We start from the raw sequence: 24,955 nt of genomic DNA, 5'->3' as shown, positions 1-24,955 counted from the left end.
GTGGTAGGGTATTTCCCTTACTAAAAATCTTATTTAGGAAAAACAACAACACACATTAATTAATATTTAATTTATTCCTTTCAATATTTAAATAGGAAACTATATATTGCATGGCAATTAAACTCGAAGTAAAAAATCTCTACAAGGTATTTGGCGAGCACCCTAAACGCGCTTTTGAATTATTAGATTCTGGTATGAATAAAGATCAGATTTTTGATAAAACAGGGCTTACAGTAGGCGTTCAAAATGCAAATCTGGCAATTGAAGAAGGCGAAATATTTGTCATTATGGGATTATCTGGTTCAGGTAAATCCACTCTAGTCCGCCTTCTCAATCGTCTGATCTCTCCGACAAAAGGAGAGGTGCTTATTGATGGTGAAAATATTGCCACCATGTCGGATAAAGAATTACGACAAGTTCGTCGTAAAAAAATCAGTATGGTGTTTCAGTCATTTGCATTGATGCCTCATATGAATGTGCTTGATAATACTGCATTTGGAATGGATCTCGCTGGGTTAAGCAAAGACGAGCGTTATAAAAAAGCAATGGATGCCTTAGAGCAAGTCAACTTGGGTAGTTACGCAAACTCTTGGCCTGATGAGCTTTCTGGTGGGATGCGTCAACGTATCGGTCTTGCGCGTGCGCTTGCCAATGACCCAGATATTTTGTTAATGGATGAAGCCTTTTCAGCACTTGATCCACTGATCCGCACAGAAATGCAAGATGAGTTATTAAGCTTACAAGGTGATAAACAGCGTACCATTGTGTTTATCTCTCATGATCTGGACGAAGCGATGCGTATTGGTGACCGAATTGCCATTATGCAAGGTGGCGTTGTTGTTCAAACGGGGACACCGGATGAAATACTCAACAACCCAGCAAATGATTATGTGCGTACGTTTTTCCGTGGTGTTGATATTAGCCATGTATTTAGTGCAAAAGATATTGCCAAACGTCGCCCAGAAACCTTACTGCATGTCGCGCCCGGCTTTGGCCCTCGCTCCGCCCTAAAAGTACTCGAAGATGAAGATAGAAATTTTGGCTATCTGATTGAACGGGGAAGAAAATTTGTTGGCATCGTTTCCGTTACATCTCTTGAAGACGCACTTAAAAATAAACAACCTATTGAGTCAGCTATTTTACCTGAGCCTTGTGCCATTAATGGTGATACGCCATTAAACGAGTTGATTTCAACTGTTGCGCAATCTCCCTGTGCAATTCCTGTAATTGATGAAAAAAACCGTTATATCGGCTTAATTTCTAAAGGAATGTTACTACAAGCACTGGATAAGGAGACACCAAATGAGTAATACAACAGATCAAGATACGGCCTTGGATACAAAGATCCAAGAAGCGACACCAAACGAGACAACACAAGAGACAACCAATAACGTAAATGATGATCCTTGGGCAACAGCAGATACTAACGCAACAGAAAGCGACCCTTGGAGTAGTGCTGACAGTTCATCAACCGATGCCGACCCATGGGGTGCGGGTAGTGGTACTGAAAATATCGATACCTCATCCACTGGCAGTGATTGGCTAGATGCCTCACCGACGGATGTTGCACCCGATTCATTCAATCTAATGGATCCGTTTCACCATACACTGATCCCTTTAGATTCATGGGTTACCGATGCTATTGACTGGATTGTGTTGCACTTTCGTCCGGTTTTCCAAGGTATTCGTGTACCCGTTGATTTGGTATTAAGTGGTTTTGAAAATTTCTTAACCTCCATGCCGGCACCTATCGCCATTATGCTGTTTTCTCTGATTGCATGGCAGCTTTCTGGCAAAGCCATGGGCGTCGCTTCTTTTATCTCATTAATATTAATTGGTGCGATTGGTGCTTGGTCTGAAGCCATGGTTACCCTTGCTTTGGTACTCACTTCATTACTGTTTTGTCTTATTATCGGGCTTCCATTAGGAATATGGCTAGCTAACAGTGATAGAGCATCCAAAATTGTTCGGCCTTTACTGGATGCGATGCAGACAACACCAGCGTTTGTCTACTTAGTTCCTATCGTCATGTTATTTGGTATTGGTAACGTACCCGGCGTTGTGGTCACCATTATTTTTGCCTTACCGCCAATTGTCAGATTGACCATTTTAGGGATCAAACAAGTTCCTGAAGATTTAATTGAAGCAGCACAATCCTTTGGTGCAAATCCTCGCCAAATGCTGTTTAAAGTACAATTACCGCTCGCCATGCCAACGATTATGGCAGGTGTAAACCAAACTCTGATGTTAGCGCTTTCAATGGTTGTTATTGCATCAATGATAGCCGTTGGTGGACTAGGACAAATGGTATTACGTGGTATAGGTCGTCTTGATATGGGACTTGCTGCCGTTGGGGGCGCAGGTATTGTTATTCTCGCCATTATCCTTGACCGATTAACACAGTCTTTAGGTCAAAACAGCCGTCATAAAGGCAATCGATGCTGGTATATGACAGGACCTATCGGCTTAATTTGCCAACTTTTTGGCAAAAAAGCATCGTAATAAATATTTTCAGTATTTATTAAAAATAAGTATTGGAAATTAATAAAGAACATCACGTTCAATCAATATAAGAAATAGAAGCGACAGTTCGCTGTCGCTATTTATCTCTTACCATCACAACAGAAGGAAAAACTATGCGTAATCCAGTTATCTGGGCAACAGTATTGTCCGCCACACTGATAAGCACTCAGTTATCCGCTGCTGATTTACCTGGAAAAGGGATTTCGGTTCAACCCGTGCAAAGTACGATTTCTGAAGAAACCTTTCAAACTTTAATCGTCAACAAAGCACTAGAACAATTAGGTTACACTGTTCAGCCAATTAAAGAAGTTGACTATAACGTGGCTTACTCCTCTATCGCCAATGGTGATGCTACCTTTATGGCCGTCAGTTGGGTTCCTCTTCATAATTCACAATATGCAGCGGCGGGAGGTGATAATACCTTTTATCGTAAAGGGGATTATGTCGTTAATGCCGCTCAAGGTTATTTGATTGATAAAAAAACGGCAGAGCAATATAACATTACGAATATTGAGCAATTAAAAGATCCTAAAATTGCCAAATTATTCGATGCCAATGGTGATGGCAAAGCGGATTTAACGGGTTGTAATCCGGGATGGGGTTGTGAAGAAGCCATCAACAATCACTTAAAAGCCTATGGATTAGAAAAATCTGTTACACATAACCAAGGCAATTACGCAGCAATGATGGCAGATACCATTACTCGCTATAAAGAAGGCAAACCCATTTTTTATTACACATGGACGCCTTACTGGATAAGTGATGTATTAAAACCGGGTAAAGATGTTGTTTGGTTACAAGTGCCCTTCTCTTCATTGCCGGGTGATGACAAAACCGATACCACATTAGCAAATGGGAAAAACTATGGCTTCCCGCCAAGTACCATGCATATTGCAGCAAATAAAAAATGGGCTGAAGAAAACCCTGCTGCGGCAAAACTCTTTGAAGTCATGAAAGTGTCTGTTGCCGATATTAATGCGCAAAACTTACGTATGCATAATGGTCAAAAATCACAGGCAGATATTGAACGTCATGCGAATGCTTGGATCAAAGCGCATCAAAAAACCTTTGATGGTTGGATTGAACAAGCCCAAGCTGCTGCAAAGTAATCAATAAATGGTCTTAATTTAAGATTATCACAAAGCAGGTCACACTATTGTGGCCTGTTTTTATTTATAAAAAACTAAAATGATATGTAATTAAACAAAACGAATTTATATAAAAATTAAAAGATCTTAATCTACTTTATTATTAAGATTATTCTTTTTATTTAAGGTAAAAATAGACCTGTCTTTCATTCCCTCATTTCTTCAATTATGATTATCCTTTTCTCCAGTTGCCATTTCGGCATTCTCATTTTTATATTTATTATTTTAGATAAGGAATAAACTGTGTCTTACACTAACAAACCAGTACCTGAAGAAATTAAACGTTGGAACTGGGGTGCTTTCATGTTTAATATTATTTGGGGTTTTGGTAATAAATCCTATCTTCCATTATTAGCACTTGTTCCTTTACTGAATCTAGTTTGGATTTTTGTCTGTGGTATAAAAGGAAATGAGTGGGCTTGGAAAAATGGTGATTACGATTCTGTTGAAACCTTTATGAAAGTGCAAGAAACATGGAACAGAGCGGGCTTTATTTACTTTATTATTAGTATCGTTATGGCTGTTCTTTTCTTTATTTTCTTCTTCACTACCATGATGGCAATGATTGCAACTTCTGCATCATACGGTTATTAATTCAATATATTGAGTATTGAACTCTTAATGACAATAAACCCCATAATATCTATGGGGTTTATTTGTTTAAACAACCAAAGATTTTCAGTAATATTAGAAACGTTTTACCACTGTAAATCGATAATCACGTCCTACACCTGAAACTGATTCACCTAAATATGGATAATAATCACGGTTGAATAAATTTGCGATCGTAAAGCGAACCTCAGTATTATCTATAAAAGAAGGTTCCCAATTCGCAAATAAACCGTGGATTGCATAACCTTTACTTTTTGGTAATGACCAATAGCCAGCATCAGGATCAGCATCCATTGGTGAACGGCGTTGAGCACCAATAAAATCGCCCGTCCATCCCATATTGACATTAATACTTGGTACTTTTATGCCAAGGGTCGCATGTAAAGCGTCAGGTTGGATCTCCGCAATCCATGTTTTTTGCCCAAACCACGGATCACGCGGTGATTGATCTCGTTTCCCTTTCATTGTTGAATACGCTAAACGACCGAATACATTAGGGCTATTATAAAAAGCTTCAATTTCCAATCCTTGAATATGATAACCCGGTAAATTACGGTAATTACCAATTGAAGGCGGACAATTTCCATTATGTCCATCTACCTTTTGGCTTTCACAATAGACACCGCGGCGACGGAAGATTTCGTCTTTACCACGAGTATCAAACAGTGTTGTTCTTAACTGCAGTTGGTCTTCTTGTTGAATAACACTTTCAAAGTCGGCAATTGCGCCAATTCGTGCCGCTCTTACTGTTTCTTTATCTAGATGGCGACTTGTTCCCGTTAACCTTGAAACACTTCCTTGAACTTCATACTGCTCATCAATCAATGGCGCTCGCCATGTATAAGTTAGATCACCAAAAAATCTGAAATTCTGGTTCATTTTCCATAATAAACCTAAATGGGGTGTTGCCCCGCGATAAGTCACATCAGAATAATCATGACCATAATAGGGATCAGGATCTTGATAAGCGATAGCTCGACTTCCTTTGCCTTGATTTTTAACAATATCGTAGCGAACGCCCGGTGTTATCGTCAGATTTCTATAACTTATCGAATCTTGAAGATAGAAACTGGTCGTCGTTTGCGTACCTTCTGGCATATAAGGTGGCGCATAATATCCATAGTTATAATTTGGATTTTTAGCTTTATCACGAGTAAACATTAAGACATCACGATCATTTCGATGCCAACGTGTTCCCACTAATACCTTATGCTCTAAAGCACCTTGCATAACCGTGCTTTCATTTTTAATTTCAATTTGATGATTTCGATAATCTACCCAACTTTGATTTCCCATGCTGCTACTAAAATAGGAGCTTGCTGTTTCAGGGCGACTATCGTTTTGCTTGGTTTTTGAATAACCGTAGGTGAGCGTTAAATTAATTAAATCAGAATCAGTTGGCTGAATATTCCATTTCACACTAAAGGTGTCATCTTTTTGATCACGATAAACTAATTTACGTTTCATCGCCGCATCAAAACCGTATTTATCCACTTCAGCTTGAGTCGGTTTAGCTAACTCATCACGTTTAGCTGCCCAAGGCGTCCAACCATCACTTTCTGATCGTGATGCTGATAACGTTAATGTTTGAGCTTCAGTTAAATAGATATTCGTTTTAATTAAAAAAGAATCTTGGTCTGATTGTGAATAACCAAATTTAGTGCCGTCAGGGCGTCGCAGATCATCACTTTCACGACGGTTAAAATAGAATAACCCATCGGCTTGCCCATCAAGTAATTTACCGTATACCGCACCGCTATAACGATTTTGTCTATCGTTGGTATGGTGACCATATTTTAAAAACATCCCAATATTCTGATCGGGTAATAATAAGTCATCGGGATCTTTGGTTTCTATTCTCACAGAACCACCAAACCCGCCATTCCCTTGAGTGATATTATGAGGCCCTTTATCAACATCAATACGACGTATTAATTCAGGATCAATAAAAATTGAGCCTTGACGATATTTCTCAAAGGTTTTAGGCGTACCATCGAGAGTGATTTTAATATCTTCAGGATTCCCCATCCCCCAGATATTTAATGTTTGACCACCGGGTCTTGGTGAGCCCGATGATGAAATTCCGGGTAATTTATCCACCAACTCGGCAATATTATTAGGCTGAATTCTGTCGATATCTTTTAATGTCAGAACAGTACTTCCCGCATCAACGCTCGAATTAAGCTCACCTGATACATAGATGGGTTCAATAATAATCTTTTCATGCAATTTGGGTTGTACTGGACTTTCTGACTTTGTCGATGTCGTTATTTCTGGTTTTACACTTTCAGTTGCATAGCTATTTAACGAAGTGAGTGAAGTCAATAATAATGCTATCGCTGATGACGAAAATGAAAATATCCCAATTCCCTGACGATAAGCATCATTTTTTGCTAAGAAATGGATCATAATAGTAGTATCTTTTTGTATGGTTATTAGTTTGATAGATAATTAGAGCTGTAACTAACAGCGACAATTATGATAATGATAATAATTATCATTATCTAGCTTTTTTGCATTTATCACTCAATACAGATAACTACACTATTGACACCCCATTATTAGATTTAAATTTCATATAAAACAATATTTTTAATAAATTAAACTAATTTCATTAGTTATTATAAGGTTTTTTAATATTCCTTATTTTCATTTCCCCCCATTTAATTCTCTAATTATAATTACCTACATATTACTAAAGAAAATTTAATCATTCTTAAAGTAAAAACAATAAAGCAGACACGGAACAGTCTGATAATTACAATTTTACGTATCTTACTTTGCCTTTATTTCGATCGCTAACTAATTATTAACTCAAGTAAATTTCAAATATCCATTTTATGTTTAAATCATAAATAAATTAAACCATTGAAATAAAGATATTCAATGAGATAAAAATCAGCTAATAATAAAATAATAATAATGAGGTAATATACGCACTTTTGAACACAAGGATGCGTCATGACAATTTATGACCTAAAACCCAAATTTCAATCTCTATTGCGCCCTTATGTAGAGCAGTTATTCGCAAAAGGGATCACAGCAAATCAGGTCACACTTTCTGCCTTACTGTTATCCATTGTCGTTGGTGGATTACTTTTGCTTTATCCCTACCCGCGTTTATTTTTATTACTCCCTTTTGTTCTCTTTTTTCGTATGGCGCTTAATGCCATAGATGGCATGCTTGCACGAGAACATAATCAAAAAAGCGCACTTGGCGCGATATTAAACGAAGCCAGCGATGTTATTTCAGACATTGCACTCTATCTACCTTTTGCTTTTATTTTTCCACAGGCCTACTGGTGGATTATGCTGGCACTTTTTTTAATGATAATGACTGAGTTTTTAGGCGTTCTTGCCCAAACTATTCATGCTTCTCGTCGTTATGATGGCCCGATGGGGAAAAGTGATAGAGCCTTTATTTTCGGTGCTATTGCATTTTTTATCGGATTATTCCCCTCACTGACATTATCAGAAAACACGCATTATCTTTTTATTATTATTAATTTATTACTTTTGTTGACTTGTTATCACCGAATTCATCGCGCACTAAAAGAAGCAACGATGACAGATAAAGATAAGGATACATCGTTATGAATCAACAACCGCAATATCAAACTCAAAGGAATATGATTGAGTCTGAATTTACCACCAGCGATAAAACACCATTGTATTATCGCCATTGGCCTGCTCAAATTACCACTGAGCCAAAAGCAATTATTTTATTTCACCGAGGTCATGAACACTCAGGTCGTGTTTCTCATCTCGTTGATGAGTTAGACCTACCTGATTTTTCAATGTTTGCTTGGGATGCCCGTGGACATGGTAAAAATGAAGGCGCTCGCGGTTATAGCCCATCAATGGGAACATCAATAAAAGATATCGACGAATTCGTTCATTACGTTTCTTCTAACTATGATATTCCAATGGAGAATATTCTGGTTGTTGGCCAAAGTGTAGGTGCCGTTTTAGTGACAGGTTGGGTACACGATTACGCGCCAAAAATCCGCGGTATGGTGCTAGCATCTCCTGCATTTAAAGTGAAATTATATGTTCCATTTGCACGCACTGGCCTTGCCTTAATGCAAAAAATTCGCGGCCTTTTTTACGTCAATTCGTATGTAAAAGCCAAGTACTTAACCCATGACCCAAGTCGTATCGACTCTTTTAATCAAGATGCACTGATCACTCGCCCTATTGCCGTCAATATTTTATTAGAGCTTTATAAAACGGCAGATCGTGTTGTTGAAGATGCAAGTGCGATTACGTTACCAACACAATTATTTATTTCAGGTAATGATCATGTGGTTCACGCCAAGCCGCAACATCTTTTCTATGAACGGTTAAATACATCTATCAAAGAAAAGCATGTCTTACCGGGCTTTTATCACGATACCTTAGGTGAGAAAGACAGAATTATCCCTATCAACAAAATGCGCAGTTTTATTGAAACCTTATTTGCACAACCACTTTATCAACATGATTACCAGCATGAAGATATTTGGAGCCACAGTGCGGATGTTTATCGCGCATTACAGACCCCTCTTCCTAAATATTGTCCAAAAAGACTTTATTATACAGTGCTTGGCCGTTCTATGAGTACGTTAGGCAAAGCGTCTGAAGGTGTTGCTTTGGGCTACGATAAAGGCTTTGATTCCGGCTCGACGCTGGATTATGTCTACCGTAATCAGCCCCAAGGGAAAGGATTATTTGGCCGTGTTGTTGATAGGCAGTATTTAAATAGTATTGGTTGGCAAGGTATTCGCCAACGTAAAATCAATATTGAAAATACGATCCGCTACGCAATTCGCCAATTAATACAAAATAATATGCCAGTGCATATTATGGATATTGCAGCAGGACAAGGGCGCTATATTTTTGATGCTGTTAATGATTATGGTAAGGTCGATTCAATTTTAATGCGTGATTATAGCGCCATTAATGTTGAACAAGGCAAAATTGCAATTAAAGAACGTCATTTAGAAGATAAAGTACGTTTTGAAGAAGGTAACGCTTTTGATGCTGAAAGCTTGAGTGCGGTTTCGCCTTCACCAACTTTAGGTATTGTCAGTGGACTCTATGAATTATTCCCTGAAAATCATCTGCTAAAAGAGTCTTTAAAAGGACTATCTCAGGCCATACCAAGTGGCGGCTTACTGATTTATACCTGTCAACCTTGGCACCCTCAGCTTGAAATGATTGCGCGTGTATTACCTAGTCACCAGAATGGGCAACCTTGGATCATGCGTTGCCGTAGCCAAGGTGAAATGGATGCTTTAGTTAATGAAGCTGGTTTTGAGAAGTTAGATCAACAGATTGATCATTGGGGTATTTTTAGTGTATCGATAGCAAAACGTCGCTAACGAATGCACCATCAATAACCAATCTATCGCTATATGGCAACATTTAGCGATAGTTTTAATTTATTGTAAAAAATAGAAACATAAACAAAGAAAGGAATTTTAGTATGGGTGGAACCCAACTCACTCAAATAACATCATCGAGAAAACGTATCTGGCTTGCAGGTATTGTATGGCTGTTGTTTCTTGCCCCATTTTTCTATTTAACTTATATGCAAGTTAACACTTATACTTCCACTTTATCTGATGTTCCTTCTTTTGTTTATTCGTGGGAAAAAGCGATCCCTTTTTTACCTTGGACAATCATTCCTTATTGGAGTGTGAATATTGCCTATGGTATTTCACTAATTATTTGCACAACGTTAAGAGAACAATTTATACATGGGTTACGCTTAATTACGGCCTCTCTTATTGCTTGTGCTGGTTTTTTATTATTCCCTTTAAAATTTAGTTTTCTTCGCCCAACAACAGAAGGATTTTCTGGTTGGTTATTCACCCAATTAGAAGGTTTCGATTTACCTTATAACCAAGCGCCTTCATTGCACATTATCTTATTGTGGATACTTTGGTTACGTTTTCGCGCACATACACCGAAATCATGGCTGTGGTTTTTAAATTTATGGTCATTGCTTATTGCTGTTTCTGTACTGACAACGTGGCAACACCACTTTATTGATATTATTACGGGCTTTGGCGTTGGCGTATTTATCTGTTATTTGTTACCCATAAACTCCCATTGGAAATGGCATTTTACAGGTAGCAAACGCAGTTTACGTATTGGTAAAAACTATGCGTTATCCGCAATAGTGTTTTATCTGTTATCTTTTGGCTTACAAGGTTTCTTTTGGATCTTTCTCTGGCCGGCAATCACATTAACTTTTGTAACTTTGGGCTATTTAGGGGCAGGAGCTTCTATTTTTCAAAAAAATGCACAAGGTGAAATCCCTCTTTCTGCACAGATAATCCTATTGCCTTATCGCTTTTTTGCTTGGTGTACTTATCGCTATTATTTAACTCGTTGCCAAACACCCAGTTTAGTGACTGAAGGTATTTTATTAGGTGGGCGCCCACTTTATAAATTAAAAGCAAACGCAGTCTTTGATTTAACCTGTGAATGGCCAAGAAACAAATTTAGCCAAAATCAGCTTTATTTAGCGCAACCTCAAATCGATTTATTACCATTATCTCCTGATGATATCAGCAAAGCCATGTTGTCCATGGAACAACTTAGCCAAGTAGGGACTGTTTATATTCATTGCAAATTAGGCTATTCGCGCAGTGCCACTATTGCGGTTGCATGGCTAGTTTACAATGGCACAGTAGATACTTTGGAAAATGCAATAAAACAGGTGTATCAAACACGCCCTCAAGTGATTTTAAATCCAGAAACACAAGAGGCATTACAAATTTGGTATTCACGTTTCCAACAAAATAGATAACGAGATAACTATGCTGACAACAAAAACGAGCGGTAAAGTGATGGTCTCTTTCACTCAAAGTTGGCGCTATTTACTGCTGTTATCACTGTTACCTTATATAAGCACATGGCCTGTGTTTAGCCTTCATTTTCACAATAAATTGGCTTTTTTTGTTGCTTCTCTTTTATTTTTATTTACGCAATATCACCTGTTTCGTTTATGGCTTGATAGCCATTTTTTTCAGGCTCTTTATCGCTATCAAGACGATGTTAGCTTCGATGAAAGCCTCTCTACGTTATTTCCTAAACGTCCCAAAAAACAGACGATGGAAGCCCGCTGGCTAGGAACTAAACGTCTGTTTTCTTTTGCTGTGATTGGTGTTTCAGTTCAGTGGATAGTGTGTTTGACGATGATCTTTTTTACACTTTTTAGTTATTAATAAGCTAAAGACAGTGTTTATTCATCTTATAAAACAATATGTTACAATAATAAACTCTAAGGGCTTATATCAAATTAATTGAACATCTCTATCACAGTAATTCTTTTCTCAAAAAAATGACTCATGTTACTATCATTTACCTTACAAATAATTTGTTATGAGTATTATGGAAAACACCGCACCACAAACATCACTAAGCAAAGGCCTTATTTTACTCATGGCGGTTGCCACAGGTATGGTTGTTGCCAGTAACTACTACGCACAACCTCTGCTTGATTCAATTGCAAACTATTTCCACATATCTGCTACTTTAGCTGGATTTATTGTCACCACTGCGCAATTAAGTTATGCCGTAGGATTAATGCTACTAGTACCTCTTGGCGATATTTTTGAACGTCGCTCACTTATTATTACCATGACATTAATTTCAGCGAGTGGCCTATTAATTACCGCTATGGCACCTAATATTTGGGTGATGTTAATAGGAACTGCGCTCTCAGGTATGTTCTCCGTTGTCGCTCAAATTCTTGTTCCTTTTGCTGCAACACTTGCCGCGCCACATCAACGAGGAAAGGCAGTAGGAACGATTATGAGTGGCCTTTTACTCGGGATCTTACTGGCAAGAACCGCATCTGGGTTAATGGCGTCATTTACTAATTGGCAGGGTATTTTCTGGGTAGCGAGTATTTTTCTTGCGATTTTAGCAATCACTTTATGGCGCTGTTTACCCACTTATAAAAGTAAAACAGACTTAAATTATTTCCAATTGCTAGGTTCTATTTTCAAATTATTTGCAACAACTCCCGTATTAAGAACTCGCTCATTAGTGGGTGCACTTATTTTTGCTCACTTTGGTTTATTGTGGACCTCAATGGCCTTTTTATTGGCATCCGCTCCTTTTAATTACTCGGATGCTGTGATTGGTTTATTTGGTCTTGTCGGTGCTGCAGGTGCATTAATGGCCGGTAAAGCAGGTGTATTAGTTGATAAAGGGAAAGGTAAGAAAACCACGACAGTCGGATTAATCCTCCTCTTTCTTTCTTGGGGATTTATTATTATTGCACCTTATTATCACTGGATTGGGCTCATTAGCTTTATTATTGGCGTTGTCCTGCTAGACTTAGCTGTTCAGGGTGTTCATGTCACCAATCAGAGCACCATATACCGTATTTTACCTGATGCAAGAAACCGCCTGACTGCCGCTTATATGACAAGCTATTTTATCGGTGGTGCATTAGGATCTTTACTATCAGGCTATGCTTATCATCAATATGGATGGACAGGCGTTTCTATCGCTGGATTAGTCATTGGTGTTATCGGTCTTATTGTTTGGTTTTTAGGTTATAAAAATGATCCAATAATCCACGCTGAATAATTTTTAGACCCAAGGATGGGTTATATTATTTTTTCAACCCCACGCCAATCAGAATAAAATATGAATGTTTTAACAGCGTGATTACTATTAATGTATATCATCATCTCATTCTTTATTAAGAAAATTATATCAATCTCCCCAATAAAGCACTATATAAATTATTTCACTACGATACTATAAACATAACAAGCATTGGCAGTAGTAATAAATTTATTACGTGTTTTATCGTAAAAAATGATCCCTTTTTTCGCAAATAGACTACTATTCATTGTCAGATAAGTGATAAATTGATTTTATTAACTTATTGCAAAGAGATAAGTACCTATCCTTTTTTTGTGTTATCATTCAGAAAATTTATGAATCAGGTAACATAATCAAAAAAACATAGTGACTATAAATAATTAAAATTGCTAAATTGTGTGTTTAATATACCATTTAACATGTTGATAACAGCATTATCCTAATTTTCGAAACTAACAAGGTGTCTAAAAATGGAAAGCTCATTTACGCCAACAGAAGAATTACTAAACACTCGCGCTACACAACAGAAATCGCTTAACAAAGATATTCCTTATCAAGAAATTTTGTTAACTCGCCTTTCTATGCATGTTCAAAGCAAACTTCTTGAAAGTCGTAATAATATGTTGAAGTCTCAGGGTATTAACGAGACATTATTTATGGCACTAATGATTTTAGATACGACAGAAAATCGTAGTATTCAACCATCAGAATTAAGTGCAGCTTTAGGCTCTTCAAGAACCAATGCAACGCGTATTGCTGATGAGCTTGAAAAGCAAGGTTGGATCGAACGCCGTGAAAGTCATAATGACCGCCGTTGTTTGCATCTCCATTTAACTGATGCAGGTGAAGAGTTTTTAAATAGCTTATTACCACCGCAACATCAGTGTCTAAAAAAAATCTGGTCGGTATTAGATCAATCTGAACAAAGACAGCTTGAAACACTAATGCGTAAGTTATTATTACAATTAGATACTTTGGCTGAAAAAGGTTGTGAATAAGTCGCATAATAAATAGTTTTATTGATCTAATCCTATTTACGCCATAAATCGGCAAACATACTTACCCATTAGCATTTATAATTTACCTTCACGCTAATAATTATTCTAAGATTGACTTTATAATTATGTTTCCAGTTTGAATACTGGAAACATATCTAATGATGTTTTTCTGGTTTATGGAGATCTTCTAAATGAGTGTTAATGAGGAAAATATCCCCCCTCAGGCTCCCATTCGCAATAAAAAACGAACTCGCCGAAATGTTCTACTGCTGCTAACTATCCTATTTATTGTTGCTGGTGCAGCTTACACAGCTTATTGGTTTATGGTGTTAAGACATCATGAAACAACCGATAATGCTTATGTGACTGGCAATCAAATCATGGTGATGCCACAGATTTCTGGTTCTGTTACTACCGTTTATGTGGATAACACCGATTTTGTAAAAGCGGGTGACCCCTTAGTTTTATTAGATTCAAGTGATGAAAAACTAGCATTAGAAAAAGCAAAAACAGCGTTAGCTAATAGTGTTCGCCAAATGCACCAGCAAATTATCAACGGTCGTCAACTAAAAGCAAACATCGTTTTACGTGAAACGGAACTGACTAAATTACAAAATGATCTTCGTCGCCGTGAAGTTTTAGGCGAACGTAATGTCATTGGTAAAGAAGAACTTCAACACGCCAGAGAAGCCGTTTCCACCGCAAGAGCGGCTTTAGAAGTTGCAAAAGAGCAATATAATGCTAATCAAGCAATTATTTTAAACACACCTATTGCAAAACAACCCTCTGTTTTACAAGCATCGACTGATGTTCGTAATGCATGGCTTACCTTAGAACGAACTAAAATTTTAAGCCCAACAGATGGCTATATTTCACGTCGTAGCGTTCAGGTTGGTGCACAAGTCTCGCCGGGTAAACCGTTAATGGCCGTTGTTCCTGTAACAGGTATGTGGATTGATGCCAATTTTAAAGAAACCCAGCTCGCCAATATGCGTATTGGTCAACCGGCAAAGATCACAACCGACTTTTACGGCAAAAAAGTCATTTATCACGGTACTGTATTAGGGTTAGATATGGGAACAGGGAGTGCTTTCTCATTATTGCCTGCGCAAAATGCCAGTGGTAACTGGATAAAAGTTGTTCAACGTTTACCCGTTCGTATTTCATTAGATGAAAAAGAATTAGCGGAAAAACCACTGCGTATTGGCCTTTCTTCTGAAGTGACTGTCGATACGATTAACCTTGATGGAAAAGTATTATCACACAGCGAACGCCAAACACCTGCTTACCATACTGATGTTTTAACAATTGATATGTCAGAGATTAATAAACTGATCAATGAAATTATTGAACAAAATGCAGGACAATAAAGGCGAGGTGTAAAGGTGATCAAAGAGCCATTACAAGGAGGAAAACTTGCCTTAATGACCATCGCCCTTGCGTTGGCAACCTTTATGCAAGTTCTCGATTCTACAATCGCTAACGTAGCCATTCCAACTATTGCAGGAAACTTAGGTGCCTCTAACTCACAGGGAACTTGGGTTATTACCTCTTTTGGTGTAGCGAATGCTATTTCTATCCCAATTACAGGTTGGTTAGCAAAACGTATTGGTGAAGTTCGACTCTTTATGTGGTCAACGGCACTTTTTGCGCTAACCTCTTGGCTTTGTGGTATTTCACAAAGCCTTGAAATGCTTATTTTCTTTCGTGTGCTTCAAGGTTTAGTTGCCGGACCGCTTATTCCTTTATCACAAAGTTTGTTATTGAATAACTATCCACCCGCAAAACGAAATATGGCACTTGCGCTATGGTCAGTGACCATTGTTGTTGCCCCCATTTTAGGGCCTATTTTAGGTGGCTACATCAGTGATAACTATCATTGGGGATGGATATTCTTTATTAACGTTCCATTTGGTGTGTTGATTATTATGTGTATATCAAACACCTTAGCGGGACGCGAAACAAAAACTGAAATTAAACCAATAGATACCATTGGCCTTGTTTTACTCATCGTGGGTATAGGTGCTTTACAAATCATGCTCGATCAGGGTAAAGAGCTCGATTGGTTTAATTCGACAGAAATTATCGTCCTCACCATAGTGGCGGTGGTTGCACTTAGCTTCTTAATTGTTTGGGAGTTAACAGACGATCATCCAGTGATAGACCTTTCACTCTTTAAGAGTCGAAACTTTACCATTGGTTGTGTCACGCTCAGCCTCGCCTATATGATCTATTTTGGTACCATTGTTTTACTGCCACTGCTTTTACAAGAAGTCTTTGGTTATACAGCAACATGGGCTGGATTAGCATCAGCATCGGTAGGTTTATTGCCTTTAATTATCACACCGATTATAGGTAAGTTTGGTGGTAAGGTGGATTTACGCTATATCATCAGCTTTAGCTTTATTATGTTTTCTGTGTGTTTTTATTGGCGAGCTTATACCTTCGAACCAGGAATGGACTTTGCCACTGTGGCATGGCCTCAATTCTGGCAAGGTTTAGCTGTTGCGTGTTTCTTTATGCCATTAACAACAATGACATTATCTGGATTACCACCAGAGAAAATGGCATCTGCGTCTAGCCTTTCAAACTTCTTAAGAACATTGGCGGGGGCAATTGGCGCATCGTTAACCACAACAATTTGGACACAAAGAGAATCACTTCACCATGAAACCTTTGTAGAAAAAATCAATCCACTCGATCCTGATTCGCAAATGGCGTACCAGCAAATGAATGATCTTGGCCTTTCAAATGAACAAGCATCAGCCTATTTAGCCAAAACCATTACAGAACAGGGATTAATTATCTCAGCCAACGAAATTTTCTGGTTAGCTGCAGGCATTTTCCTAGTGATGATGGTTGTTGTTTGGTTTGCCAAACCGCCTTTCTCGCCAGGTAAATAACTAAACACCAGTAAAAATAAAAATCCCGCTGATTGTTAAATTAACTGAAGTCAGTTCAGTTCAAACAATCCAAGCGGGATTTTTTATATTATTCTTTAAAGCAATAAAGCGATTAGCCTTGGTGCTGACGCCACCATTCTGCTAATAACACACCAGAAGCCACAGAGACATTTAAGCTTTCAACATGCCCAGTACCACCGATGTAAATGCTCATATCACCTTGATTTAAAGTACTTTCACTTAAGCCATCTTTCTCTTGACCTAAGATAAGCACCATTTTCGCTGGTAATTGTGCTTTTGATAATGGCACACTGCCTTTATGGCTTGATGTTGCCACCAGCGTATAACCTGCTTTTTTAAATTTATCTAACGTTTGAGCAAAGTTATCAGCATCAATACCTTGGATATATTCAGCACCACCTTCTGCGGTACGAACAGCAGCACCTGATTCTAATACAGCAGAATCAGGAGAGATAACCCCTTTCACACCAAAGTGCGCACAACTGCGCATAATTGCACCGACATTATGTGGATTCCCCACATCTTCAAGTGCTAATACGCAATCATGTTCAGGTGCATCTTTCAGATAGGTTTCTGCATCATGACCGACACGTTTTTTAATTAAGAAGCACACGCCACCATGGTGATCGGTACGAGCGGCTTTGACCATCTCTTCTTCTTCAACAACGTGATAGGCTTTACGGTTTGCAGCCATCCATTTTAGTGCATCACGAAAACGCGGTGTCACATCTTGTAAAAACCAAGCACGAACAATGGCATCAGGACGATTTTTAAACATTGCCTGACAGGCATTTTCACCATAAATGCGTGTTTCTTCTAAACGCTGACGACGCAACTGCTCAGGATCGATTTGGCTCTTGCCTGTAATGCCATCGTGCTCTTTAATTGCCTCTTCGCCAGCAGGACGAGAAATCGTTTTCCACGGAGAAAAGCTTCCGCCTTCGCTATCGCGAGAAGGTTTTGATTCATTACGTGATGCGCCACGCCCTGAAGGCTTACCTGCACCGCGGTCATCACGACGAGAAAATTTGTTATCACCACGTCTGTTATCGCGATTTTTATCGTCGCGGTTATCACCACGTCTATTATCACGATTTTTGTCGCCACGGTTATCACCGCGTTTGTTATCACGGCTATCACCACGACCATTTTCAGGACGGCGGGATGGTTTTTTAGGTTTATTATCGGCATTGTCCTCACTACGGACATACATCACTTTTACTTTGCCGTTTTTACCTTCATAAGAATCGTTCATTTGTCTCTCCAACTGCAATAGGGGCGCAGATTACATGATAGTTTAGCAACTGTCACCGAGAGAATCACGCAGAGTAAGAGATAAACTTATATCAAAAAATTCTCTCTTTAAAAATAAGATTAGATTTAACTTTTTATTAACAGAAAATAACTGGTATATCAATATGTAAGAGCGCTATTTATAACTAGATTCAACAAAACGGAAAAGTGTATCCATGATCAATTTTTTCCTAACATCATGATTAAATGTGGTTTGGTCTCCATCACTCTGGTTTAAAAAATTTTTTCCTGTATTTTGTAATACTGTTTCTATTGTGGATGTTAAATCAGCTTCTTTTTCATTATTTAATTTATTCAATTCATTTTGTAAACTATCAATATAATTAATCGCAAAAAGGCCACATCCATTAGGTACATTTTTTTGTAAATTATATTCTATATTGAAAGTATGAAATTCTTTTTCCTCTAGTCTAGTTAATAATTTATTGCGATCATCATTTTCTTTTTTGGTTGAGGGTAATGAGTCACATAAAAAACAGCTATCTTTATAAGTAAACAATGCAACCCAATGGTTATTGTTGACTAAAATTACGTGATTTTTTAATTCATCACTTTTTTTGCCACTTTCTATTTTTTTGAGTATTGTTTCATAGTGACCGATATCACATTGATAGGATTGAAATGAAGCCCAAGATTGTAATTCTGATGAAGAGATATAACGATTATTACTGCTTACACTTTCAGTACTATTGGCCAATACACTATCATTACATTTCACATTTAAATAGTTATCAATCGCTGAGATAAAAACATTATTCCCTTTCCCCTGTTGTCCAGCAATCGATTTTCCACAAGCCATCGCACTTAATAAAGGTCGTTCTTTGAAATATTCTTTATCGTCTCTTACTTTTATTTCATAGAGTGATTTAATTAACTCTTTAATATCTCCTCTTATCGAATTATTTAATTTTGAATAAATTAAGTAGAGTTGGTTAGTTGCATATAAACTTATTTTTATATCATCATGAAACATGATATTTACTAAATAATCTAAATCTTTTGAACTTCAATTCCTTACGGAATTAGCGAGTTCATTTATTTGATTTTTAGCAATATCAAGATTGAAGCTCAAACTATCATTATTAAAAAGCTGAATATCAAAGATATCAAATAGATTTTTAATTTCATTATCTTTAATACACTGTTCATTGGCAATAAAAGAAATTGGCGTTATGTTCATAAGTCACCACAAATTATTAAATAATAATAATCCTATTACCATCCCGTAAATTAGCTTTCATAAAAAAAACAACTGATAGTAGACCTTTGGGTATCATGATAATATTCGTTCCTTCCTTATATTTATGATTTTTGGTCTCTCTGTTATGCATGACAATGCAGTCTCTCGACTTCGTCAATATCGGCTTTCAATTTCAACTCGCCCTTTTAAAGCGCGAGGTTTTCGTACAAAACGTTGCACTTTTTGCTTATTACCTGAAAAACAGTGTCTTTGTGACACGATTGTCAATCAACCTGCAAAAAGCCAATTTTGTTTATTGATGTATGATACTGAAGTGATGAAGCCAAGTAATACAGGGAAATTAATTGCCGATGTATTACCAGACACGCAGGCTTTTTTATGGTCCCGAACCACTCCAGAACAAGCCTTACTTGATCTAATCAATACACCGGATAGACAAGCGTATGTAGTCTTCCCTGAAAGCTATGCATCAAGTGAACGTGTTGTATACAACCAACTCCCTGTAAATAGCAAACCACCTTTGTTTATCCTCCTTGATGGCACTTGGAGTGAAGCACGCAAAATGTTTCGCAAAAGCCCTTATCTCAATGAATTGCCTCTCTTTTCTTTAAATGAGACTAGTAAATGTGAGTACATACTTCGCCAAGCAGCAAGAGAAGATCAACATTGTACAGCCGAAGTTGCAGCTTCTATTTTAGAGAATGTCGGTGATATTCAAGCCTCACAACAACTTTTTTCTCATTTTAGTTACTTTCGTCAACAATATTTACTTGGAAAACCAGACCGGAGTCAGGCAAAAGAAGAGCAAATCAGCTACATTGAATAGCAGTTGATAATGAAACGCTGGAGTAAATATGAGCCAACGAGGTCTTGAAGCACTATTACGTCCTAAATCGATTGCAGTGATCGGTGCCTCTGAAAAATTAGGTCGAGCAGGAACCACCATGATGAAGAATTTGCTCAGTGGTGGATTTAACGGTCCAGTGTTTCCGATTAATCCCTCTCGTGGCTCTGTCTCTGGTGTTTTCACTTATCCTTCTATTGACAAGTTACCTCAAGTTCCTGATCTCGCAATTATTTGTACACATCATCGCCGCAACCTTGAGCTACTAAAGCAATTAGGTGGATCGGGTTGTAAAGCCGTGATTGTGCTTTCTGCACAACCGGAACAATTCCAACCAATAAAATTACTTTGTCAGCAATATCATATCCGTTTACTTGGCCCCAATAGTTTGGGGCTTTTAGCACCGTGGCAAGGGGTAAATGCCAGTTTTTCCCCTCTTCCAGTTAAAAAAGGGAAATTAGCTTTTATTTCGCAATCAGCAGCTGTCGCCAACACAATTTTAGATTGGGCTTATTATCGAAATATCGGCTTCTCCTATTTTATTGCGTTAGGTGATAACCAAGATATTCAAGTCGATGATTTATTGGATTTTCTGGCAAGAGACAGCAAAACCAGTGCTATTTTATTGCATCTCGAACATATAAAAGATGCACGACGTTTTATGTCGGCATCACGTAGTGCTTCGCGCAATAAACCGATCCTTGTGATAAAAAGTGGTCGTACTCAAAAAGCGCAACTGTTATTGGGCGATACACCTAGTTATGACGTGGCTTATGATGCGGCTTTTCAACGTGCGGGGTTATTACGAGTACAAGATACCCATGAAATGTTTTCTGCCGTTGAAACACTTAGCTATATGACGCCTTTAAAAGGCGAAAGATTAATGATTATGAGTAATGGCTCTGCACCTGCTGCGATGGCAGTTGATGAACTATTTTTGCATTCAGGAAAGCTTGCACAACTTACAGATGAAACAAAACAAAAACTACAAAATGTGATCCAAGAAGAAAATGGCATTCGTAATCCGCTAAATTTAGGTGATGATACAACGGTTGATCGTTATATTTTGGCATTGAATTGTTTGTTAGATAGTCATGATCATGATGCTTTACTCCTTATTCACACCCCGAGTGCCATTGCGCCGAGTATTGAAACTGCGCAACGAGTCATAGAAGCCATAAATAAACACCCTCGACGTAAATGGCTTACCGTTTTTACTAACTGGGGCGGAGAGTATTCCTCTCAGCAATCGCGTAAATTATTTAGTGAAGCAGGAATTCCAACCTATCGAACACCAGAAGGTGCCGTCACTGCATTTATGCATATGGTGGAATATCGTCGAAATCAGAAACAGTTAAAAGAAACACCCGCATTGCCTTTAGATGTCAAAATGAATACACAGCAAGCACATCGTTGCATTGAAGAAGCATTAAAAAATAAGCAATATCGATTAGACACACACCAAGTTCAACCCATTATGAAAGCTTATGGCTTTAATACACTTCCTACTTGGATTGCCCATAATGCTCAAGAAGCCGTCAATATTGCTGAAAAGATTGGTTATCCTGTTGCACTGAAATTGCGTTCTCCTGATATCCCTCATAAATCCGAAGTACAAGGTGTTATGCTTTACCTTCGAGACAGCACAGAAGTATCATCAGCAGCGCATGCCATTATAGAGCGTGTCACGGAGCTGTACCCTCAAGCGCAAATCCAAGGTTTATTGGTGCAAAGTATGGCGAATCGAGCTGGCTCTCAAGAACTACGTGTGGCGATAGAGCAAGATCCTATTTTTGGCCCATTAATTGTATTGGGTGAAGGGGGAGTTGAGTGGCAAATAGAAACTAAAGCCGCAGTTGCTTTGCCACCTCTTAATATGGCGCTTGCCCGTTATTTGGTTATTAATGCGATAAAAAGCGGAAAGATACAACCGAGAAGCGCTTTACAGCCTCTAAATATATTAAGTCTAAGCCATTTTTTAGTGCAAGTTTCTCATTTACTTTTAGATTGCCCACAAATTGTCAGATTAGATATTCATCCTCTATTAGCTTCAGGTAATGATTTTACATTACTCGATGTCGCAATGGAGTTAGCACCTCTACAAGGCGATCCTCATCAAAGACTCTCTATTCGCCCTTATCCCAATGAATTAGAAGAAACCTTCTTTCTAAGAGATAACAATCCTTGCTTTATCCGCCCTATTTTGCCGGAAGATGAACCGTTACTAAAAACCTTTATAAACCAAGTAACAAAAGAAGATCTTTATTATCGCTACTTTAGTGAGATCAGTGAGTTTACGCATGACGATCTCGCTAATATGACACAAATTGACTACGATCGAGAAATGGCTTTTGTTGCAATCCGAAATCCAGAAGATCAGCCTGAAATTATTGGTGTTGCCCGTGCAATGGCAGATCCTGATAATCAGCATGCAGAATTTGCTATTCTTGTGCGTTCTGATTTAAAAGGAAATACTTTAGGTCATCAACTTATGACTAAACTTATCAACTATACTAGAGAACATGGCATTAAACGTTTAACCGCAATAACAATGCCTGAAAATCGCAACATGATAAGTTTAGCGAAAAAACTGGGATTTTCTGTTGAAGTACAATTTGATGAAGGAATAGTCAATCTTGACTTACAGCTTGGATCATCAAAAGATAGTCCAATGCTATAATCATAAAAGAAAATTTCTTTATGTGATTGTTCACGCATCCTTTGATAAATTAGCTATATATGATGATTTTATGCGTACATCCCATATAACTAATGTTATGATCAGAAGATCGGTTAAAGAAAATCCACATGGACGATGGCTCCATCTGCCATCATAAACAAGAGAATTAAGCACTGTGATGTTGTCTAAACTAAAACTTGCTAAGCATCAACAACACCTTGCACAACTGCCTAAATTAGCTCAGTCAGTTGCTGATGTTGAAACGCTTTATCAGACGTCCGCGTTTCGCAGCACCTTATTGAAATACATTGCTCAAGCAAAGAAAGAGATCTTTATTACAGCTCTTTACCTAGAGCATGATGAGGCTGGTGAAGAGATCCTTGATGCACTTTACACCGCAAAACAACAACGTCCTGAATTATCCATTACCGTTATTGTTGATTGGCACCGTGCTCAACGTGGGCGTATTGGTGTCTCTGCTGATGCAACGAATGCAGATTGGTATTACCATGTTGCACAACAACACCCTGATGTCGAGATCCCTATTTACGGCATTCCCGTTAATACTCGTGAAGCATTAGGTGTATTACACCTTAAAGGCTTTATTTTTGATGATACGATTATCTATAGTGGCGCAAGTATTAATAATGTTTACTTGCACAAGCTGGATAAATATCGTTATGACAGATATCACGTCATCCAAAATAGCGAATTAGCCTCTACAATGAAGCAATTTATTGTGACTGATCTTTTACAATCAGATGCAATTCAACGATTGGATATCAAAAATAGAGTTCGTTGTGCCGAAATTAAAAACTGTATTCGCCAATTTCGTTTCAATTTACGCACTCGTGATGGCTATGATATTAAAGCCGATGCTTCTAACAACGAGCTGGCAGTAACACCTTTAATGGGTTTAGGTAAGAAAAATATCTTAAATAAGACAATTTCTCACCTTATGGCTTCTACTGAAGAAAAGCTTGTTATTTGTACACCTTATTTTAATTTACCTGCGATCCTTGTACGTCAAATCAGTCATTTATTAAGAAATGGCAAGCAAGTCGAAATTATTATTGGTGATAAAACCGCAAATGACTTCTATATTCCACCGGAAGAGCCATTTAAAATTATTGGTGCTCTACCTTATCTCTATGAGATCAATCTGCGTAAATTTACTCAACGTTTCCAACGATTTATTGATAATGACCAATTAACAGTAAGACTTTGGAAAGATAACGATAATACATATCACTTAAAGGGTATGTGGGTAGATGATAGCTGGCAATTAATTACTGGTAATAATCTTAATCCGCGCGCATGGGGATTAGATTTAGAAAATGCCATATTAATTCATGATCCTAAACATGAATTACATGAGCAACGACACAATGAGTTAGCGTGTATTCGCCAACATACTATTGTCGTGAAACATTACCAAGATCTAGAAAGTATTAAACTTTATCCTCTAAAAGTGAAGAAATTAATCAAACGATTACGGCGTATTCGTGTTGATAGATTAATCAGTCGCATACTTTAATCGACGCTTCATTTGATAAGCCTTGCTAAATTACAGCAAGGCTTTTTTGTATCAACAATCCTCTTCTATACTCTATATATCTGATTTAAGAATATTAACTTTCAGTGAGAAGGCTTTTATTTTTATGAAACTAAAGCTTAAAGATGGCTTTCCAATTATTGTATTCTCAATAATGATTTTAACAGGGTGCCACTCTTTTCATTTTGCCAATGATAATTGGCAAGGCAAAGATAAAGCTCAGCATTTCTTATTTTCGATGGCAGCCTCCGCAGGCGCAAATGCGTATGCAGATCATCAAAATTATGGTTACAAAGAGGGATTATTAATTGGACTCTCGTTTTCGATTAGCCTAGGTGCAGCGAAGGAGATTTATGATAGTCGCCCAGAAGGTACTGGCTGGAGTTGGCATGATTTTGCTTACGATGTTGCTGGTGCGGTAGCGGGATCATTACTTTATCAGCAATTAAAATAGTGTTTTATCCCCAAACGCAAAAAAGCCAACCCATTGGGTTGGCTTTCTCGTCTTATTTAATGCCTGGCAGTTCCCTACTCTCACATGGG

The 24,955-nt window shown here is 37.9% G+C and carries 19 protein-coding genes; 16 read left to right on the top strand and 3 right to left on the bottom strand.

Translation table 11 applies throughout. From position 1 onward, the window contains the following. Nucleotides 1-110: 110 nt before the first annotated feature. From proV to B6258_RS14510, 4 genes are all read left to right on the top strand, one after another. Nucleotides 111-1,310, top strand: a complete 1,200-nt coding sequence (gene proV / locus B6258_RS14525) for a glycine betaine/L-proline ABC transporter ATP-binding protein ProV (protein WP_099075867.1) — start codon at nucleotides 111-113, stop codon at nucleotides 1,308-1,310. Further along, complete coding sequence (proW, locus tag B6258_RS14520; RefSeq protein ID WP_099075866.1) at nucleotides 1,303-2,502, top strand: glycine betaine/L-proline ABC transporter permease ProW; 1,200 nt, start codon at nucleotides 1,303-1,305, stop codon at nucleotides 2,500-2,502. Before proV ends, proW begins: the two co-directional genes overlap by 8 nt. 134 nt (nucleotides 2,503-2,636) lie before the next feature. After that, on the top strand, nucleotides 2,637-3,632 hold the full coding sequence (proX, locus tag B6258_RS14515; RefSeq protein WP_099075865.1) for a glycine betaine/L-proline ABC transporter substrate-binding protein ProX: 996 nt from the start codon (nucleotides 2,637-2,639) through the stop codon (nucleotides 3,630-3,632). 282 nt (nucleotides 3,633-3,914) lie between these two features. Continuing rightward, a complete protein-coding gene (locus B6258_RS14510; protein WP_099075864.1) occupies nucleotides 3,915-4,265 on the top strand; it encodes a ribonuclease G in 351 nt (116 codons plus the stop codon). A 93-nt stretch (nucleotides 4,266-4,358) separates the two neighbouring features. On the opposite strand, the gene B6258_RS14505 is transcribed toward B6258_RS14510, so the two are convergent. After that, on the bottom strand, nucleotides 4,359-6,692 hold the full coding sequence (locus B6258_RS14505) for a TonB-dependent hemoglobin/transferrin/lactoferrin family receptor (protein ID WP_129586863.1): 2,334 nt from the start codon (nucleotides 6,690-6,692) through the stop codon (nucleotides 4,359-4,361). A gap of 552 nt (nucleotides 6,693-7,244) precedes the next feature. Between B6258_RS14505 and B6258_RS14500 the strand changes: the two genes are divergently transcribed. From B6258_RS14500 to emrB, 8 genes are all read left to right on the top strand, one after another. Beyond that, a complete protein-coding gene (locus B6258_RS14500; protein WP_099075863.1) occupies nucleotides 7,245-7,880 on the top strand; it encodes a CDP-alcohol phosphatidyltransferase family protein in 636 nt (211 codons plus the stop codon). Beyond that, nucleotides 7,877-9,646 carry a bifunctional alpha/beta hydrolase/class I SAM-dependent methyltransferase gene (locus B6258_RS14495; RefSeq protein ID WP_099075862.1) on the top strand — a complete coding sequence of 590 codons (1,770 nt, stop codon included), beginning with the start codon at nucleotides 7,877-7,879 and terminating at the stop codon, nucleotides 9,644-9,646. The genes B6258_RS14500 and B6258_RS14495 overlap by 4 nt, the downstream gene beginning before the upstream one ends. A 104-nt stretch (nucleotides 9,647-9,750) precedes the next feature. Continuing rightward, the gene (locus tag B6258_RS14490; RefSeq protein WP_099075861.1) at nucleotides 9,751-11,082 is read left to right on the top strand and encodes a phosphatase PAP2/dual specificity phosphatase family protein; all 1,332 of its coding nucleotides are present in this window, start codon (nucleotides 9,751-9,753) and stop codon (nucleotides 11,080-11,082) included. 10 nt (nucleotides 11,083-11,092) lie between these two features. Then, nucleotides 11,093-11,500 carry a hypothetical protein gene (locus tag B6258_RS14485; protein WP_099075860.1) on the top strand — a complete coding sequence of 136 codons (408 nt, stop codon included), beginning with the start codon at nucleotides 11,093-11,095 and terminating at the stop codon, nucleotides 11,498-11,500. A 166-nt stretch (nucleotides 11,501-11,666) separates the two neighbouring features. Continuing rightward, nucleotides 11,667-12,875 (top strand): MFS transporter, encoded by a 1,209-nt coding sequence (locus tag B6258_RS14480; RefSeq protein WP_099075859.1) that lies wholly within the window; start codon nucleotides 11,667-11,669, stop codon nucleotides 12,873-12,875. Nucleotides 12,876-13,366: 491 nt separating this feature from the next. Beyond that, entirely contained in the window at nucleotides 13,367-13,894 is a 528-nt protein-coding gene (gene mprA / locus B6258_RS14475; RefSeq protein ID WP_099075858.1) for a transcriptional repressor MprA, read from the top strand. A gap of 191 nt (nucleotides 13,895-14,085) precedes the next feature. Then, nucleotides 14,086-15,264, top strand: a complete 1,179-nt coding sequence (gene emrA, locus B6258_RS14470; protein WP_099075857.1) for a multidrug efflux MFS transporter periplasmic adaptor subunit EmrA — start codon at nucleotides 14,086-14,088, stop codon at nucleotides 15,262-15,264. Between the two features lie 15 nt (nucleotides 15,265-15,279). Beyond that, complete coding sequence (emrB, locus tag B6258_RS14465) at nucleotides 15,280-16,797, top strand: multidrug efflux MFS transporter permease subunit EmrB (RefSeq protein WP_099075856.1); 1,518 nt, start codon at nucleotides 15,280-15,282, stop codon at nucleotides 16,795-16,797. 112 nt (nucleotides 16,798-16,909) lie between these two features. Here emrB and B6258_RS14460 read toward each other — a convergent pair whose 3' ends face one another. Both B6258_RS14460 and B6258_RS14455 read right to left on the bottom strand, forming a co-directional pair. Further along, a complete protein-coding gene (locus tag B6258_RS14460) occupies nucleotides 16,910-18,073 on the bottom strand; it encodes a tRNA/rRNA methyltransferase (protein WP_099075855.1) in 1,164 nt (387 codons plus the stop codon). A gap of 174 nt (nucleotides 18,074-18,247) precedes the next feature. Then, nucleotides 18,248-19,105: a C48 family peptidase gene (locus B6258_RS14455; protein ID WP_240531601.1), complete on the bottom strand. Its 858-nt coding sequence runs from the start codon at nucleotides 19,103-19,105 to the stop codon at nucleotides 18,248-18,250. A 352-nt stretch (nucleotides 19,106-19,457) separates the two neighbouring features. Here B6258_RS14455 and B6258_RS14450 point away from each other — a divergent pair, with 352 nt between their 5' ends. The 4 genes from B6258_RS14450 to B6258_RS14435 all read left to right on the top strand — a co-directional run bounded on the left by B6258_RS14450 (nucleotide 19,458) and on the right by B6258_RS14435 (nucleotide 24,866). Next, nucleotides 19,458-20,159, top strand: coding sequence for a tRNA-uridine aminocarboxypropyltransferase (locus B6258_RS14450; RefSeq protein WP_099075938.1), 702 nt, complete (start codon nucleotides 19,458-19,460; stop codon nucleotides 20,157-20,159). A gap of 28 nt (nucleotides 20,160-20,187) precedes the next feature. Continuing rightward, nucleotides 20,188-22,857, top strand: coding sequence for a bifunctional acetate--CoA ligase family protein/GNAT family N-acetyltransferase (locus B6258_RS14445; RefSeq protein ID WP_099075854.1), 2,670 nt, complete (start codon nucleotides 20,188-20,190; stop codon nucleotides 22,855-22,857). 178 nt (nucleotides 22,858-23,035) lie between these two features. Then, entirely contained in the window at nucleotides 23,036-24,394 is a 1,359-nt protein-coding gene (gene pssA / locus B6258_RS14440; RefSeq protein WP_099075853.1) for a CDP-diacylglycerol--serine O-phosphatidyltransferase, read from the top strand. 124 nt (nucleotides 24,395-24,518) lie between these two features. After that, nucleotides 24,519-24,866, top strand: a complete 348-nt coding sequence (locus B6258_RS14435; protein ID WP_099075852.1) for a YfiM family lipoprotein — start codon at nucleotides 24,519-24,521, stop codon at nucleotides 24,864-24,866. Nucleotides 24,867-24,955 lie beyond the last annotated feature (89 nt).

The organism is Proteus alimentorum (assembly GCF_002607735.1).
Classification (GTDB): domain Bacteria; phylum Pseudomonadota; class Gammaproteobacteria; order Enterobacterales; family Enterobacteriaceae; genus Proteus; species Proteus alimentorum.
Note: the sequence above shows the minus strand (reverse complement) of the source record. Positions and strands in the feature narration are given on the sequence as shown.

What these genes read in the sequence shown, in the direction of transcription:
- proV (WP_099075867.1), top strand. Translation starts at nt 111, where the DNA reads ATGGCAATTAAACTCGAAGTAAAAAATCTCTACAAGGTATTTGGCGAG.
- proW (WP_099075866.1), top strand. Translation starts at nt 1,303, where the DNA reads ATGAGTAATACAACAGATCAAGATACGGCCTTGGATACAAAGATCCAA.
- proX (WP_099075865.1), top strand. Translation starts at nt 2,637, where the DNA reads ATGCGTAATCCAGTTATCTGGGCAACAGTATTGTCCGCCACACTGATA.
- B6258_RS14505 (WP_129586863.1), bottom strand. Translation starts at nt 6,692, where the DNA reads ATGATCCATTTCTTAGCAAAAAATGATGCTTATCGTCAGGGAATTGGG.
- B6258_RS14500 (WP_099075863.1), top strand. Translation starts at nt 7,245, where the DNA reads ATGACAATTTATGACCTAAAACCCAAATTTCAATCTCTATTGCGCCCT.
- B6258_RS14495 (WP_099075862.1), top strand. Translation starts at nt 7,877, where the DNA reads ATGAATCAACAACCGCAATATCAAACTCAAAGGAATATGATTGAGTCT.
- B6258_RS14490 (WP_099075861.1), top strand. Translation starts at nt 9,751, where the DNA reads ATGGGTGGAACCCAACTCACTCAAATAACATCATCGAGAAAACGTATC.
- B6258_RS14485 (WP_099075860.1), top strand. Translation starts at nt 11,093, where the DNA reads ATGCTGACAACAAAAACGAGCGGTAAAGTGATGGTCTCTTTCACTCAA.
- B6258_RS14480 (WP_099075859.1), top strand. Translation starts at nt 11,667, where the DNA reads ATGGAAAACACCGCACCACAAACATCACTAAGCAAAGGCCTTATTTTA.
- mprA (WP_099075858.1), top strand. Translation starts at nt 13,367, where the DNA reads ATGGAAAGCTCATTTACGCCAACAGAAGAATTACTAAACACTCGCGCT.
- emrA (WP_099075857.1), top strand. Translation starts at nt 14,086, where the DNA reads ATGAGTGTTAATGAGGAAAATATCCCCCCTCAGGCTCCCATTCGCAAT.
- B6258_RS14460 (WP_099075855.1), bottom strand. Translation starts at nt 18,073, where the DNA reads ATGAACGATTCTTATGAAGGTAAAAACGGCAAAGTAAAAGTGATGTAT.
- B6258_RS14455 (WP_240531601.1), bottom strand. Translation starts at nt 19,105, where the DNA reads ATGTTTCATGATGATATAAAAATAAGTTTATATGCAACTAACCAACTC.
- B6258_RS14450 (WP_099075938.1), top strand. Translation starts at nt 19,458, where the DNA reads ATGCATGACAATGCAGTCTCTCGACTTCGTCAATATCGGCTTTCAATT.
- B6258_RS14445 (WP_099075854.1), top strand. Translation starts at nt 20,188, where the DNA reads ATGAGCCAACGAGGTCTTGAAGCACTATTACGTCCTAAATCGATTGCA.
- pssA (WP_099075853.1), top strand. Translation starts at nt 23,036, where the DNA reads ATGTTGTCTAAACTAAAACTTGCTAAGCATCAACAACACCTTGCACAA.
- B6258_RS14435 (WP_099075852.1), top strand. Translation starts at nt 24,519, where the DNA reads ATGAAACTAAAGCTTAAAGATGGCTTTCCAATTATTGTATTCTCAATA.